Origin of the sequence: Flavobacterium sp. FlaQc-47, from assembly GCF_044006475.1 — a bacterium.
Classification (GTDB): Bacteria; Bacteroidota; Bacteroidia; order Flavobacteriales; family Flavobacteriaceae; genus Flavobacterium.
Genome location: NZ_JBIPCQ010000004.1, coordinates 427,870 through 441,925, shown reverse-complemented (window position 1 = coordinate 441,925; position 14,056 = coordinate 427,870). Strand labels below are relative to the sequence as shown.

The 14,056-nt window shown below is 31.1% G+C and carries 18 protein-coding genes; 2 read left to right on the top strand and 16 right to left on the bottom strand.

Translation table 11 applies throughout. The features are described 5' to 3' along the window. Positions 1-55: 55 nt before the first annotated feature. Together ACHRVX_RS15145 and ACHRVX_RS15140 are read right to left on the bottom strand one after the other, a co-directional pair. Complete coding sequence (locus tag ACHRVX_RS15145) at positions 56-1,765, bottom strand: ATP-binding protein (protein WP_395333643.1); 1,710 nt, start codon at positions 1,763-1,765, stop codon at positions 56-58. 53 nt (positions 1,766-1,818) lie between these two features. Continuing rightward, the gene (locus ACHRVX_RS15140) at positions 1,819-2,007 is read right to left on the bottom strand and encodes a hypothetical protein (protein WP_395333641.1); all 189 of its coding nucleotides are present in this window, start codon (positions 2,005-2,007) and stop codon (positions 1,819-1,821) included. A 1,040-nt stretch (positions 2,008-3,047) separates the two neighbouring features. On the opposite strand from ACHRVX_RS15140, the gene ACHRVX_RS15135 reads away from it, so the two are divergent. Continuing rightward, entirely contained in the window at positions 3,048-3,416 is a 369-nt protein-coding gene (locus ACHRVX_RS15135; protein ID WP_395333639.1) for a hypothetical protein, read from the top strand. 72 nt (positions 3,417-3,488) lie between these two features. On the opposite strand, the gene ACHRVX_RS15130 is transcribed toward ACHRVX_RS15135, so the two are convergent. The 14 genes from ACHRVX_RS15130 to ACHRVX_RS15065 form a co-directional block, all read right to left on the bottom strand. Continuing rightward, a complete protein-coding gene (locus ACHRVX_RS15130) occupies positions 3,489-4,841 on the bottom strand; it encodes a GH1 family beta-glucosidase (protein ID WP_395333637.1) in 1,353 nt (450 codons plus the stop codon). Positions 4,842-5,054: 213 nt separating this feature from the next. Next, a complete protein-coding gene (locus ACHRVX_RS15125) occupies positions 5,055-5,264 on the bottom strand; it encodes a hypothetical protein (protein ID WP_395333635.1) in 210 nt (69 codons plus the stop codon). 8 nt (positions 5,265-5,272) lie between these two features. Beyond that, on the bottom strand, positions 5,273-5,689 hold the full coding sequence (locus ACHRVX_RS15120) for a hypothetical protein (RefSeq protein ID WP_395333633.1): 417 nt from the start codon (positions 5,687-5,689) through the stop codon (positions 5,273-5,275). Between the two features lie 128 nt (positions 5,690-5,817). After that, positions 5,818-6,117, bottom strand: a complete 300-nt coding sequence (gene yidD, locus ACHRVX_RS15115) for a membrane protein insertion efficiency factor YidD (RefSeq protein WP_395333631.1) — start codon at positions 6,115-6,117, stop codon at positions 5,818-5,820. Next, complete coding sequence (locus ACHRVX_RS15110; RefSeq protein WP_395333629.1) at positions 6,114-6,347, bottom strand: hypothetical protein; 234 nt, start codon at positions 6,345-6,347, stop codon at positions 6,114-6,116. Before ACHRVX_RS15110 ends, yidD begins: the two co-directional genes overlap by 4 nt. A gap of 174 nt (positions 6,348-6,521) precedes the next feature. Then, the gene (locus tag ACHRVX_RS15105) at positions 6,522-7,418 is read right to left on the bottom strand and encodes a hypothetical protein (RefSeq protein WP_395333627.1); all 897 of its coding nucleotides are present in this window, start codon (positions 7,416-7,418) and stop codon (positions 6,522-6,524) included. Between the two features lie 5 nt (positions 7,419-7,423). Next, complete coding sequence (locus ACHRVX_RS15100) at positions 7,424-8,692, bottom strand: ABC transporter permease (protein WP_395333625.1); 1,269 nt, start codon at positions 8,690-8,692, stop codon at positions 7,424-7,426. A gap of 3 nt (positions 8,693-8,695) precedes the next feature. Beyond that, entirely contained in the window at positions 8,696-9,091 is a 396-nt protein-coding gene (locus ACHRVX_RS15095) for a hypothetical protein (RefSeq protein ID WP_395333623.1), read from the bottom strand. Between the two features lie 11 nt (positions 9,092-9,102). After that, on the bottom strand, positions 9,103-9,414 hold the full coding sequence (locus ACHRVX_RS15090) for a hypothetical protein (RefSeq protein WP_395333621.1): 312 nt from the start codon (positions 9,412-9,414) through the stop codon (positions 9,103-9,105). Between the two features lie 11 nt (positions 9,415-9,425). Continuing rightward, a complete protein-coding gene (locus tag ACHRVX_RS15085; protein ID WP_395333619.1) occupies positions 9,426-9,647 on the bottom strand; it encodes a DUF4236 domain-containing protein in 222 nt (73 codons plus the stop codon). A gap of 88 nt (positions 9,648-9,735) precedes the next feature. Then, positions 9,736-9,894: a hypothetical protein gene (locus ACHRVX_RS15080; RefSeq protein WP_156062672.1), complete on the bottom strand. Its 159-nt coding sequence runs from the start codon at positions 9,892-9,894 to the stop codon at positions 9,736-9,738. A 152-nt stretch (positions 9,895-10,046) separates the two neighbouring features. Then, entirely contained in the window at positions 10,047-10,715 is a 669-nt protein-coding gene (locus tag ACHRVX_RS15075; protein WP_395333617.1) for a response regulator, read from the bottom strand. A gap of 7 nt (positions 10,716-10,722) precedes the next feature. Next, positions 10,723-12,192 carry an ATP-binding protein gene (locus ACHRVX_RS15070; RefSeq protein WP_395333615.1) on the bottom strand — a complete coding sequence of 490 codons (1,470 nt, stop codon included), beginning with the start codon at positions 12,190-12,192 and terminating at the stop codon, positions 10,723-10,725. Between the two features lie 307 nt (positions 12,193-12,499). Then, positions 12,500-12,694 (bottom strand): hypothetical protein, encoded by a 195-nt coding sequence (locus ACHRVX_RS15065; protein ID WP_395333613.1) that lies wholly within the window; start codon positions 12,692-12,694, stop codon positions 12,500-12,502. 354 nt (positions 12,695-13,048) lie between these two features. Here ACHRVX_RS15065 and ACHRVX_RS15060 point away from each other — a divergent pair, with 354 nt between their 5' ends. Next, positions 13,049-14,035 (top strand): hypothetical protein, encoded by a 987-nt coding sequence (locus ACHRVX_RS15060; RefSeq protein ID WP_395333611.1) that lies wholly within the window; start codon positions 13,049-13,051, stop codon positions 14,033-14,035. The last annotated feature ends 21 nt before the right edge of the window (positions 14,036-14,056 follow it).

Below are 14,056 nucleotides of genomic sequence, written 5' to 3'. Positions count from 1 at the left end.
AAATTGCGCTCTTTGCGGTAAAAAAAGGCTTTATAGTTTTGAATTGAGTTTGTATTTATTTAGGTACAGATATTTTAACTTTAAACCCTTTCTCAGGTTCGGTATCAAAATCAATAGTTCCTTTAACAGCCTGAATACGGCTTTCCATGTTTTGAAGACCATTTTTTACCATCTTGGTTTTTTCGCTTCCTTTACCGTTATCAGTATAGTTTATTAAGATTGATTTTTGATCACTTTCAAATTTTATAATTACCAGATTCGCGCCGCTGTGTTTTTTCATATTGACCATTAATTCCTGTAAAACACGACTAATGGTGATCTTTTTTATATCGTCAATAATTTCCCAGTCGATACTTTCTAAATTAGTGGTCATTATATTTCTTTCGCTGGTATTAAAAGCCGAAAGCATTTCTTTTACGCTGTTTGTAAAATCTATACCAGTCTCAATTTTGTTATTTTCTCTTGAAATTCCCCTCACACGTCCGTAAATATCATCTAGTTTCTGGAGTAGATTCTCTTTAGTGCTTTCCATAGATAATGGCTGAGATTCGGCAAAAGCAATCACATGATACACATCGTTTGCCAGTTCATCGTGGATTTTTTTAGCGATTCGGGTTTCGGTGTTGTACGAAGTCCTGAATTCTATAGCTCTGTTTTTATTGCGATAATAGCGTATTAAAATTGCGATTAAAATAACCAGAAAAATAAAAGCAATTGCAAATACAATTCGCAGGTATTTGTCTTTTTGAAGAGATAATTGATTTTCTGCTTTTTCTAAACGAAGTTTTGCGTTTTCATCTTTTTCTTTTTTAGAATCGTATTTAATTTTAGCAAACTTATTTTTAAAGTTATTTCTAACCTTAATAATGCTGTCATTTAGTGTGAAATATTTTTGAACATGTTTACTGGTTTGGGAACTATGATTATTTGAAATTAAAATTTGCAGGGCTTCTAATCTTTCGTCAACACTATTTAGTTTTGTCGCTGCATTGTAAGCTGCATGAGCATTTTCGTCTGATTTTTTAATGTCTTTTTTAGAATAATAATCAGCAAGGTGTAAATAACTTTCAATACTTCCATAAGTATCTTTAAATTCATTTCTGGTCTTGAGTGCTTTATTCATTAAAAATAATCCTTTTTCATCCATTCCATTCTTAAAATAAGCATAACCGAGATTATCTATAAGTACGACGTCGTCGTTTCGTTGACCTTTCTTCCTTAATAATTTTTTGCTCAAAAGAGATTCTAAAAGAACGATTGCTTTGTCGTATTTTTTTTGTTGGATATAAACTGGTGCAATATTACTTAAAGGCATTCGCTTAAAAACAGGATCTATATATTCTTTTGCAGCTTCTTTATAATAAACAATTGCATCATCATACTGAGAAAGTTCTTTGTCAGCAATGCCTAATCTATTATTTATTTCAGCTGTATAGACATTCTTTTTTTTAAAATAAGATGATGCTTCAGTTGCGGTTTCCTTACTGCCGTAGTAGTCTCCATTGACTTGCTGAATTGTTGCTATTTGAATAAGTATATACCCTATATTAGTACTGTCTTTTATAGTTTCATATAGTGCTTTTGATTTGTTAAACTCACGAAAAGCATTATTAAAGTTTTGTTTGTTAAAGTTTTCAATAGCTTTATTTCTTATACTAAGTGCCTCTTTTCGTATAGATTCTGTGTCAATATTAATGGTCTTTTTTTCTTTGCAGGAAAAAAGTAAGAGAAGGATAATAAAACAAAAAAACGGGGACCGTAACATATAAATTTACTTTCCCCGAAAATAGTAATTAATTAGATACTAAAAATATATTTTTAGTGATCAGTTTCTGGTGTTGGTGGAGGCGGTCCTCCAGCATCACCAGGACCATCAGCGTAAGTCGCTTTTAATGGTTGAACAGTTTTTTGTATATCCTGTTTGGTTTGTGTCTCGTACTCATCAGGAGTACAAGAAAATATAGTAAACAATAGCGCAAAAGCGATAAATAGGATTAGATTTTTCATTTTTATTTAATTTAGAAATTAGACATAGGTATTGCTGTCCGGCTTTATCCAGAGCTTGTTAATGGCAATACCAATTGATTTTTGAGAAGTAAAGCTTGTAGAACTGTAAGACGTTGTTTTATACTTCTCGGATAAACTCAGTCTTACCGTTTTCTACATTGCTATTGAACTAGTTTTAAGTTTTTTGTTTAATCTGCAGATATAAACTTGAACTAATTTCTATTGCAAAGTAAAGGCGCTTTGAGGCCTTTGTTGATAAGGGATTCCCAGAATTCCCGCGTTTTCCCGGGATTCCCAAAAATTCCTTAAAACAAAATACATTGCATGGGAATTTAGGATTGTTTGAACGTGTTATTTACGCGTAAAACCAATTTTGACCTTTATAGTATAGAGGCAAAAAATCCTAAAAAGGTTGCCCAGGACTATTAAAAAAAGTGAAAAATGTAGTGTTGAAAAAATCAATCATAGAATTACATGTAGTTTGTGATAAATAAAAATGAAGAGTCGAAAGAACATCCTAAAAAAGGAAATCTTTTCTTTAATTTTGGAGATATATTTCTGAAAAAACAGATCAGAAAATATATTCAGGAAAAATAATTATGGTTGGGATTGGGTCTGTCGCTTTGGTACCTTTTGCGCTTTTATACTTTGTGCACAAAAAAGAGGAGACAGAATAGTTTCTGAATGAAACTTAGAAGCATTTTGAGAATCAAAATGCAGGAAGAAATAAAAAGAATAATTTTTTGAGGAGTAATTGAAACCTTTAAAAAGTTTGTTTTTTATCATATATTAGCTGTTGGTTTATACCTTAAAGATAAGAAAAAAATCTCGATAAACCTAGTGAAATCAAGGAAATAAGTACTTTTTTTGCTTTTAAATATGGATTTTTTTTTCAGGAATTTCACTCCTGCTAATTACTAAATTTTAAATTATTAAAGCTTGATTTTTAATGATAGCAGGATTTTTGGAATAAAATTATTTATATTTATAAAACATTACAATAATGTTCCTTGTAGAACTATCAGTTTAAAAATATCCTTATGAAAAAGCTTCTAATAGTATTAATTGTTTTATCCGCTTTTGGTTGTAAAAAATATGTTGTCTCGTTTGAGCAACCTACAAACATGAAATTGGACAACTTAAAACTGGAAGTACTTCTGGATAAAAAGAAAGTCCAGGATATTAACTTAAAAGCAACAAATGCAATGCCTGAATATGAAACAGCAGAACTGCCAATATCAGATGATGGAAAACATTTGCTTCAGTTTAAAGTAAGAGATACCACTTTTAGTTATGAAATAAAGTATCCCGAAGAAAGATATATTATTGTGTCAGCATTTTTAAAAAATAATGGCAAGGTTCATATCGGGATCTTAAAACAACAATATAGTTTTAGAGTTCAGCGATAAACGATTTTATTTCAAATGCAAAAAGCCTTTCACATTAATTGCGAAAGGCTTTTTGTATTTGAAATATCAGTTTTAAGATAAAAAATCCTTAAACCACAATCCTGAATGTTTAATAGTTCTTTGTTGCGTGTCAAAATCAACATGAATTAATCCGAATCTCGCATTATAACCTTCAGCCCATTCAAAGTTATCGGTCAGACTCCAGACAAAGTATCCTTCAACGTTTAAACCGTCTTTTTTTGCTTTTAGAATTTGTTCTAAATGATCCTGAATATAATGCGTGCGTTTGATATCATACACTTTTCCGTTGGTAAGAATATCGGGAAAAGCGGCACCGTTTTCCGTAATGATGATTTTTTTTATGTTTTTGTATTCGTTGAATTTTTTAAGGACTTCATAAAGTGCGGGCGGATAAACTTCCCATCCCATATCAGTTGAGATCACGTTTCTTTTTTCGGCACTGATTAATTCGGCACCAATGTACGGAATCAGGATCGATGATTTTACGACTTCGCGCGTGTAACATTGCAGGCCTATAAAGTCAAAATCGAAAGCAAGATTATCCAGATCATCCCCTAAAATATAATTGTTGAGTTTTTTTAGTACAGGTAAATCCTTTTGCGGATAACCCAATCTTAAAATTGGCTCAATAAAAGTTCTGTTCAGTAAAGTATCAACACGTTTTGCGGCATCAACATCTTTTTGGCTTTGCGTTGCAGGTTCAATATGTGTACAGGAAAATGTGGTTCCTATATTAGCATCCTGAACTTTATCACGAAGTATTTTTGCGCCCGCAGCCGTTGCTAATGTCACGTGATGCATGGCTTTAAGATAATTGGTAATACCTTTTTTCCCCGGAGCATGAATACCCAGAAAATAACCGGCACCCGTAAAAACCGAAGGTTCATTAATAACCATCCAGTTCTTGACACGATCTCCAAAATGTTGCGCACAAATAGCCACATAATCGGAGAACCATGTGACAGATTCCCGATTGGTCCAGCCGCCTTTGGTTTCTAAAACATGAGGCAAATCCCAATGGTAAAGCGTAATCCAGGGTTCTATCCCGGAAGCTAATAAAGAGTTGATGATTTTATTGTAATAATCAATTCCGGCTTGGTTTACAGGATGAATTCCTGTAGGCATAATTCTGGTCCAACTGATCGAAAACCTAAAATTCGGAATGTTTAGTTCGCGTATTAAGTCAATATCATTTTGGTATGAATTATAGAAATCGCAAGCGGTTAGAGCATGATGTCCGTTTTTTACTTTTCCTTTTTGAGCTGTAAAAACATCCCAGATTGAGGAACCTTTTCCATCGGCATCATTAGCCCCTTCAATTTGGAAAGCGGCGGTTGAAACACCCCACAAGAAATCATCTCCAAATTGGTTTTTGTTTAAAAATGAGTTCTCAATTTTATTCATTCAAATAAGTTTTCCTTTATTTTTATTGTAATCTATTAATGAAGGAAAGAGGATTGCATGGCTCTTAAAAAAAGCCATTCTTTGAATGAAACCAGAAAATTTAGGTTGAAAAATTTCATAACGTTTAGTTTTATTCAAATTAATAAAACTAATGTGAATTAAACGTAAACTGATTATTATCAAATGATTAATTCTAATATTTGAATAAGAAAATCAATCTTCCCAACCGCAAAGTGTGAGTCCTAAACCTTGTGCCTGTTTTAGCGACGTTTTTACCGTTTCATGGCTACAAGATGATAAACCACGACAAGTTTCTTTATAGTGATATTTTTTAGCACCGGTTGAACCACAGATATAAACTGAAGTTTCCGGCAAATCAAAAGAAGTAAATACAATAAAGAGTAGGATTAAAATGTATTTCATTATAGTTTTTATTTGACAATTAATTGGTATTCATTTCCTTTCAGGTCAGTAGCTTTTAGTTTTCCGTATGAAATCCATTCGGTATTGATTTCGATATCGTCAATAGAATCACAAAGTAAAATTCCTGCGCCATATTTGCCCTGAACATTGATATTCCCGCAAACCGAATCGCCTTTTATATTGATTCCTTTTACATCATAATTGTATTCATATTGTCCAGGATTTCCCGTTCTGTATTCGTAATGATACGTGTTGTTGATATGATACGTTTTAGCTTCTTCGGGTGTAATTGTTTTTCGGTCATCCGGAGTAATTCGGGCGACCTGTTTGTAAAATGAATTAATTTGCAGCGAAGGTGGAGCAGCAGCTTTTTTGCAGGAAAAAATTAAGAGTAATAAAAATAAGGTTAGGTAGTTTTTTGACATAGGCGCTGGATGAAATTTTAATTATACAACAGATCTATTTTATGATTTAAATCTAATAATCCGGATCGATTATTAGTTGCTAATCTAATTAGAAATGCGTTCTTTAAAATGCGTATTTATACTGGATTTTAATATTTTGTATCTGAAAAATCGATTAGTCTTTCAGCGATTTCTTCCCTGTCAATAATTATTTGCGAGGGAAGAATCATTTGTACGTGATGGTTTATTGGATTTTTAAAAATTTGAAAGTTTCCCCGACAATTTTTGTATCTAAATTGAAACGCTTGTAATCCCTTAATGAATCCCTCTTTTTGAGTGGTTTCAAATACGTGATTGGAGCAGGATTTTTTAAAAATGCATCTTTTTCGTTTAGATGCAGGAATAAATTTCCAATACAATTGAATACTAAATAATATTAGATATTTCATTTTTTTTGAAAAACGACCATTTGTCTCGTTGTTGTATAGCCAGGTTTGGCACCTAAACCAAAACATCCATTATCCGGATGAACAAATGTTGATACGCTTTCAAGACGAACATATTCCAAACCCTGAACATTTTGGCGTTTGATCAAACTTTCAAGTTGTTCAGCAACATGATCTGAAGTTCCTTTTTTTGGGTCGATTGAAGCTGCGAATGGTACTACTTTATATTCCATAATTTTTAGTTTTAATTATTATTTGAGTTTTTTAGTTCTTCAAATGTAAAACCAATAAAAATCAGTATTTTATGGAAATCCGTAAATAAGAAATAATTTCTGAAAGTATATAAATAGAAAAAAAGAGGACAAATAAATTGCCTCTTTAAATAGATTGATGATGTAAAGTAGCATTTACTTTTTTAGAATAAAATCTTTAATAATGGTTTCCATATTCGATGGTAAATCAGCATTTTTAATCTCAAAATGATTTATTTTCATTTCCGTAAACCATTTTGTCCAATAAGCTTTTATTACTTTTTCTTCATACGGATTATTATGATTTGGATTTATCCCAATTACTAAAACTTCCAGATTTGATATATCATCATTTGTTTTAATAAACCCGAAATCCTGTTCATGCATTTTTTTGTCCCAATTCTGGGTGTTTAATTTGTTTTTTCTAATCAGTTCAGGAGTAATATAAGTCGTTCGGTTTCCTTCTTTTATTACGGTTCCTTCATAGAACATATATCCGTCTGTTAATACAACAAGTATATTTCTATAATTGTTTTCAATACATTGATCTTTTACTTTAGTATCAAAAAAGTTCCAGATATCTGATCCAACATATTTATTATCTTTTATTGCCGAATCGTAAATTTTTGACGTTTGCGAAGCATAATTTGAGTTAATTGAATTCAATAAATCCTTCGAAGCATTGTTTTTATTAATTTCAATTCTCAAATTTTTAGCAATTGAATTTATTGTTGGATCAAGAGGTTCCGGATTAAAAAACAATTGCATTTTATCATCCATTTGTCGTATTCTTTTAGATTTTAAATGTTGGGTAAAAGCCTCAGAAATTGATTTGATATATCCCAAATCCCTTTGGTAATATTCCATTGTGGGATTCGGATTTTTTTGAAGGCTAATTCTATCCGATAAATCAAGTAGAATACTAATGTTGTAATTTTCTTCAGCAGGACTTTTTGCTGCAATTTTTTTATCTTCTTTATCAGAATCGTTCTTGCACGAGATTGTTAAAACCAGCAATAAAGACACTGCAGTTACTGTCAAAATGTTTTTCATAGCTATTAGTTTTTAGAATATACTAAATGTTGAAAATCAGGATCTACTAAGTTTAATTTACTTAAATGCTCTTCTGAAAAAAGATCGCAGCTTTCTAATAATTCTGTTTTTTCTGTATAGGGCAGAGCTATTTCGGTATTAATTGCCTGAAACCATCCTTCTTTATATTGGTGATGATAATGCAGATATTCTTTTACAGGAAATACAAAACCATCAATCTTAGATTGCAGTTCAGCTACTTTTCCGGTTATGGTTACAATTTGCTGTTTAAAATCATTGACTTTATTAAGATAATCAGCTTTTAGTTTTTCCAGGTCAATTAATTTTTCCTTTTTACCTCTTATAAAAGCTCTGATTTTATCGATGTTTTCAAATTCTTTCATTACAAAATCAAAAACAAGTCCCCAAATAATATAAACTACGAAACCTGCAAATATGATCATCCAAAACTCAGCTTCTCCTAATGCAATATTTAAATTATAAGGAGCAGAATCGGTTGTTTTATTAAACTCATATATTTTCTTTTCTATTTGATAGGCCAGTAAAGCATCAAATAAAAATGTGGTAACAAAAAGTGCTATCATTCTAAAAACATTCTTGATTCCTTTTCCTTTTTGAACCATATGAATTACGTAACCCAAACCCATAAATACAAACGGAATTGTGGTTACTAAAACACCTTCAAGCCAACTTGCCTGAAAAGAATTCGTTAAAGCATTGGCATCAAAAATTGCAGCTGTTAAGCTATCATTTGCAAATTCCTTGAAAAATGCAGAATAGGAAGCTGAAATATAAAACACCAATACATAAAGTGTTATTGGCAGTAATAAAAATAAACCGATATAAAATTGGGCTTTTAATCCCTTGCCATCTTCGATTCCGTATTTATCAGGATTGCGTTTTACCTCGATAATTTCGTTTTTTATCTGATCAATTTCAGTATTTACATCCTGTTCTTTCTTTTCGTAGATTCCAATTGCAGCTTCAGATTTTTTAAGCTCGGTTCTGTTTTTTTCCTGCTCTTCCTTATAAGGCTGCTTTAATCTGTCTTGTTCTACTTTTTGTTTTCGGCACTGATCTTCAAAACTCATATATAAATTTTGCAAACAAGCTTTTAAAACAATAGGTTTTCCGGTTGCTTTTATTGATGCAGCAAATCCACTTTGATAATAAGTAATTCTAATTTGCTCGCGATCATTTTCATTTTCTTCAAAAGCATTTGCCAGCGCATCTTCTGCTTTTTTTAAACTAAATAATTGTGTAAGTGACTTCATTATTTATGAATTTAGCTGATTAATAATTTCTTCTTTTCCAATATTTTTCTGAACACAATCAATAAGATAACTCGATAAGTCGTTAATGTTTTCGTCCAGGAAATTAAATTTTCTACAATACTTTTTTAGCATATTTTCTTCGTCATCGGTAATTTTTCCGTCGGCCCAAATGATTCTTGTAAAATCGTATAAATATTCAATTTTTGTAGTCAGGGTTTCAGGTACAAGTAATTGCGTGTTAATGGGATTTAGGAAAAGTTTATCCAGTTCTTCTTTTGAAATTCCGCGTTCATCAGCAAAGTGATATAACATCTGAAGTTCTAAAACATTAAATTGATCGTCTGATAATGCCATTTGATATAATCTTAAAAAATGGCTTTGCAATTCTAGTGTTATCATGTTTTTTAAATTTATTTTTTAGGCAAGCTTTCGCATGCGCGTCCATTTCCGTCACCATCTAAGTTTTTGTAACAGCTTTTGTTACTTTCAAAAGTTGCTTGCGCCTGAGGCTGAGTTGCAAAATCACCACAAGTTTTTGTTGGGCAATTTGAGTTTGTTGCATCTGAATCTGAACATGAAATCCCTAATCCCAATGTCATTGTTAATAATAGCAACAACATGCATCCTTTATTTTTGTTTGAATATGATTTTGATCTTGTGTTGGTGAAATGTCCTTGAACATACGTTCCGTCTTTTCTGAAATATCCTTTTCTGTATCCCATGATTATTAGTGTTATATGATATAAATTAAAAATGTAATAAATCCTGTAAATGCAAATAATACCATGCATCCGCTATTTTTATAATGTAGTCCGGATATACCGGTTTTTGTAGAATATCCGCTTTTGCTGAATGTTCCCATTTTTGTTCTTAAACTTGGAGAAATACCGGATTTACTTATGTTTAATCCAAATCCTCCTCCAAGTTTTACTCTTTTTTGAAATCGAAAGCCCATGATTTTTAGGTTTAGTTATTAAAGTTTTTCTAAGTTCAGAAACTTCTTTTGACGAACCCTTTTTCATGTCAATCGAAGCTGTAAATTTTTATTTCCTTTTTTTGTAGTGATTATTTGTACTGGAATTTTTATATTTTCCTCCTTTATGAGAACTACCTTTTCCACTTTTGTAATGACCACTTTGGGCTTCAATACTGCCTCCTAAAACAAGGAAGAATAAACTAAATAAAACGACTAATTTTTTCATAATTTTAAATTTAAATGATTTGATAATTCAAACTTAGAGCTATTCTAAACCAGTATTTTACGGAAATCCATAATCGCAAAAACTTTATATTTTAACAATAAAAAAAAGCCCCAGAAGGAGCTTGAATGTTAGTAATGAAGTAGATAGGGACTTTAAATAATCCCCATATCCTTTGCAATAAAAACCAATTGTATGGTGTTATTTGCTTTAAAAAAGTCCTTTAGTTTTGAAAGTCTTTTTTCCATTGCGCTTTTGCTGTTTGGCTTTTTTCCTGACTCTTTGAAAATTTGAATAATATCATCTTGTGAAATTCCGGCTGATAAATGTTTCAGGATTTGAATGTCTAAATCGTCAATTTCGAAGTTGTTTTTTTCCTGAAGTGCAGATGCAACTTCATGCGAAATAAATTTTTGATCTGAAGTTGAAATTAGATGAATTGCTTTTTTGAGATCTTCAATACTGTTTCGTCCCTTTAATACAAAACCATCAATATCTGCGTTATCAAAAAGTGATTTTATCCTAAAACTTTTGTCTTCGATAGAGTAGGCTATGATTTTAATATTGGGCTGAAGTTCACGAACCTTTTCAACAAGTTCGTCGCCCGAAGTAATTTTTACGTCACGATGATCTTTTTTAAACGAAAGATCGCTAATCAATAAATCATACGGTTCATTGTCCATAATGGCTTTTCGTATTTTTAAAAAGGCATCATCACAATATTTTGCATGTTGAAAATTTACAATATCTAAACTTCTTAAGGTTTGCTCGATTCCTAAATTTATATCTTCGAGATCCTCGGCAATTATTACTTTTTTAAACATAGAGCTTTTATTTAGGCAGCGTTATTTTTACTTTAAATCCTTTATCAGGTTCAGTGTCAAAAATAAGCGATCCTTTTATTGCCAGAATACGGTTTTCCATATTTTGTAAGCCATTTTTGATAATTTTATCTTTTTGACTGCCTTTTCCGTTATCGGTGTAATCTATAGAAACTGTTTTTCCGTTACTTTCAAATTTTACAACCACTAAAGATGCGTGACTGTGTTTTTTCATATTTACCATTAATTCCTGTAAAACCCTATATATCGCGACTTTTTTTACCTCATCAATTAATTCCCAGTTTACTTTTTCGATACTATTAATAATGACGTTTGTATTGTCACTATTATAAGTAGAAAGCATTTCTTTTAAGTTTGCCGAATAATTTTCTTTAGTATCAATATCATTGTTTTCTCTTGAAATTCCGCGAACGCGATTGTAGATATGATCTAGTTTTTGAATAAGGTTTTCCTTTATACTTTCGTTCGATAATAATTGTGTTTGCGAAAAAATGATCGTATTAAAAACATCATTTGCTAATTCGTCGTGAATGTCTTTTGCAATTCGGGTTTCAGTATCGTAGGCAGTTTTTATTTTTTCAATTCGATTTCGATTTTTATAATATCGAACAACAAGTACAATTATAATTACCAGAAAAATAAATCCAGCTATAAAAAATATTCGTTGATATTTTGCTTCCTGTATTGCATATAGATTTTCAATTTTTTCTAAACGCAGTTTTTGGTTTTCGTCTTTTTCTTTTTTAGAATCGTATTTAATTTTGGCAAACTTATTTTTAAAATTATTTCTAATCTTAATAATACTGTCATTCAGGAAAACATATTTTTGTGCATATTCTGTATTATGAATGCTCGATGTGTTTGAAATTAAAAATGATAATGATTCCAGACGTTCATCAATACTATGCAATTTTGTAGCAATTTGGTAGGCTGTTTTCGCAAATTGGTGGGATTTTTCAGGGTTTGTTTTCGAGTAATATTCGGCAAGATGTAAATTGCTTTCGATTTTACCGTAAGTATCATCGACTTTATTTCTTAGTTGAAGACCTTCATTCAATAATAAAAGACCTTTTTCAGGCTGACCTTTTTTAAAATAAGCAAAACCCAGATTATCTATAACACGTGCTTTATTAAACAGAAATGATTTATCATCAAGTGTTTTATTGCTTAAAATTGATTCAAGGGCTTTAATTGCGTCATCATATTTTTGTTGTTGAATATATAAAACAGCAATATTATTTAATGGAGATTGTTTACATATTTCATCAGTACAATCTTTTAAGGCTTCTTTGTAATAAAAAACGGCATCACTATATAAAGACAGTTCTTTATCTGCAATGCCAAAGAAATTATTAATTGCAGCACTATAAATATCTTTCTTTTTAATATAGGGTAAAGCCTCGGTCAGAGTTTCTTTACTTCCATAATAATCTCCGTTGATTTGCTGTATCGTGGCCATTTGTATAAGAGTATATACAACATTTGCACTGTCTTTTTTGATTTCATAAACTATTTTAGATTTATTGAAATAGTAAAAAGCACTATTAAAATTTTTGTTCTGAAAGTTAGATATGCCTTTATTTCTTAAAATAGAAGCTTCTTTTGGGGTTGATTTAACCTTAATAGATGGCGTCGTTGTTTCTTGGCAGGAAATAACAATGAAGAATATAATAAACAAAAAAAACGGGGACCGTAACATAAAAGATACTTTCCCCGAATTTACACATTTTATTATAAATGTTTATTTACAAATTAATTATTAATATTTAATCTTTTGTTGGAGGTGGTGGAACAATTATAGGAGCATCGCCAGGACCATCAGCATAGGATGGTTTTGCGGGAATGACTTCCTTTTTTACCTCAGTTTTAGCGTTGTTATCTGATGAATCTTCATCAGCAGTGCAAGAAAATAATGTTGTACTCAATAGCGCAAACGCTCCCAATATAAATAGCTTTTTCATGTTTTTATAATTTTAAAGTAAGCATGAGTATTGCCGTCCGGAGGTTTTCCAGAGCTTGTTAAAGCAATAATCATTTCGTGTTTGGGAAGTGAAGTGCGTAGAACAGTAAGATTGATTTATACTTCCCAGATAAATTTCGTCTTACGGTTTTCCGTACTTTTAATTGAACTAGTTTTGTATTTTTGTTTTAATACGATATCGAAACAAGAACTAATTTCTTAGGCAAAGGAACAACGCTTATGAGCCTTTGTTTATGGGGCATTCCGGGAATTCCGTTGTATTTTTTCAAGTCCTGACAATTCCGTAAAAATCCTTAAAAATCCAAGTGAGAAATCCTTGAAATTCCTAAAGCTTATGCAAAAAAATACTTTTGAAGATTATAAATTAGCTGTTAAAAAGAAGTATGAGATAGAAAAAAACGGCTCGCATCATGTTTATTTGGAAAATCCTACGAGGGCAAAACTTCGTAATTTATGTTGGGAATTATTTCAGCAGCAAAACAGAAATCAAGATGATTTAAATGTTTTTAGTTCTTTATTAGGATTACCTTTTGATGTAAATAGAAAGAATAAGTTTGATGAACAAATTGATAAGTTCAGACCAATAGATTCTTTTTTTAAAGGAGAAACTGATCCAACCAATGTGGATGCGGTAAATATGGCGGCAATTCTGGTAGATTTTAGCGGAAGACCTTTTAATAAATTTAGAATTCTAAGTTTATACCAAGATGAGATTTTAGTTGATAATGGTTCAGAATTATCAAATTCACCAAAGGAAGAAATTGATAGTTCTGGAGATTTGGAAACATTTATTAAGGAAAAAGAAAATGAGCAAGGAAAGGAAAAAGGTGTTGTTGAAGTAATACATTCAACACCACAAGGAATAAGTTCGTTTGTAGATGTAGGGAAGAAGCCAGGGAAAATAGAGGAACCAATAGAACCAACGAAACCAGGAATATCACAAATAAGTAAAAAATACGCTATTATGGTAGCTTCAATATTTTTATTTGTTGGATTTGTAGTTGTCTTTTTTGCTTTTCCAAATAAAGACTGCATGCAATGGTCTGGCGATCATTATGAAATTGTAGATTGTGAATTGAAAATAGAAGGTATTGGTAAATCTAATAATATTGAGATTTTAGATCCAACGCTTGTTAATCTTAAAAAATTGAAAGTTTGTGATACTACGACTTATTTTGATAAAAACGGAGTTGCTATTATATGGTATGCAAAAACAGCAAACGGAGTAGATTTTTTTAATGTACACGGAAGACATCCTGAAAATAATAGTCCGTTGAGACCTGTGACGCATTATATCCTGAATAAATATGTAAAGAAGTAAAAGGATTGCAGTAAACTCAAT

Coding starts and splice junctions, on each gene's coding strand:
- ACHRVX_RS15145 (WP_395333643.1), bottom strand. CDS start 1,765: ATGTTACGGTCCCCGTTTTTTTGTTTTATTATCCTTCTCTTACTTTTT.
- ACHRVX_RS15140 (WP_395333641.1), bottom strand. CDS start 2,007: ATGAAAAATCTAATCCTATTTATCGCTTTTGCGCTATTGTTTACTATA.
- ACHRVX_RS15135 (WP_395333639.1), top strand. CDS start 3,048: ATGAAAAAGCTTCTAATAGTATTAATTGTTTTATCCGCTTTTGGTTGT.
- ACHRVX_RS15130 (WP_395333637.1), bottom strand. CDS start 4,841: ATGAATAAAATTGAGAACTCATTTTTAAACAAAAACCAATTTGGAGAT.
- ACHRVX_RS15125 (WP_395333635.1), bottom strand. CDS start 5,264: ATGAAATACATTTTAATCCTACTCTTTATTGTATTTACTTCTTTTGAT.
- ACHRVX_RS15120 (WP_395333633.1), bottom strand. CDS start 5,689: ATGTCAAAAAACTACCTAACCTTATTTTTATTACTCTTAATTTTTTCC.
- yidD (WP_395333631.1), bottom strand. CDS start 6,117: ATGAAATATCTAATATTATTTAGTATTCAATTGTATTGGAAATTTATT.
- ACHRVX_RS15110 (WP_395333629.1), bottom strand. CDS start 6,347: ATGGAATATAAAGTAGTACCATTCGCAGCTTCAATCGACCCAAAAAAA.
- ACHRVX_RS15105 (WP_395333627.1), bottom strand. CDS start 7,418: ATGAAAAACATTTTGACAGTAACTGCAGTGTCTTTATTGCTGGTTTTA.
- ACHRVX_RS15100 (WP_395333625.1), bottom strand. CDS start 8,692: ATGAAGTCACTTACACAATTATTTAGTTTAAAAAAAGCAGAAGATGCG.
- ACHRVX_RS15095 (WP_395333623.1), bottom strand. CDS start 9,091: ATGATAACACTAGAATTGCAAAGCCATTTTTTAAGATTATATCAAATG.
- ACHRVX_RS15090 (WP_395333621.1), bottom strand. CDS start 9,414: ATGGGATACAGAAAAGGATATTTCAGAAAAGACGGAACGTATGTTCAA.
- ACHRVX_RS15085 (WP_395333619.1), bottom strand. CDS start 9,647: ATGGGCTTTCGATTTCAAAAAAGAGTAAAACTTGGAGGAGGATTTGGA.
- ACHRVX_RS15080 (WP_156062672.1), bottom strand. CDS start 9,894: ATGAAAAAATTAGTCGTTTTATTTAGTTTATTCTTCCTTGTTTTAGGA.
- ACHRVX_RS15075 (WP_395333617.1), bottom strand. CDS start 10,715: ATGTTTAAAAAAGTAATAATTGCCGAGGATCTCGAAGATATAAATTTA.
- ACHRVX_RS15070 (WP_395333615.1), bottom strand. CDS start 12,192: ATGGCCACGATACAGCAAATCAACGGAGATTATTATGGAAGTAAAGAA.
- ACHRVX_RS15065 (WP_395333613.1), bottom strand. CDS start 12,694: ATGAAAAAGCTATTTATATTGGGAGCGTTTGCGCTATTGAGTACAACA.
- ACHRVX_RS15060 (WP_395333611.1), top strand. CDS start 13,049: ATGCAAAAAAATACTTTTGAAGATTATAAATTAGCTGTTAAAAAGAAG.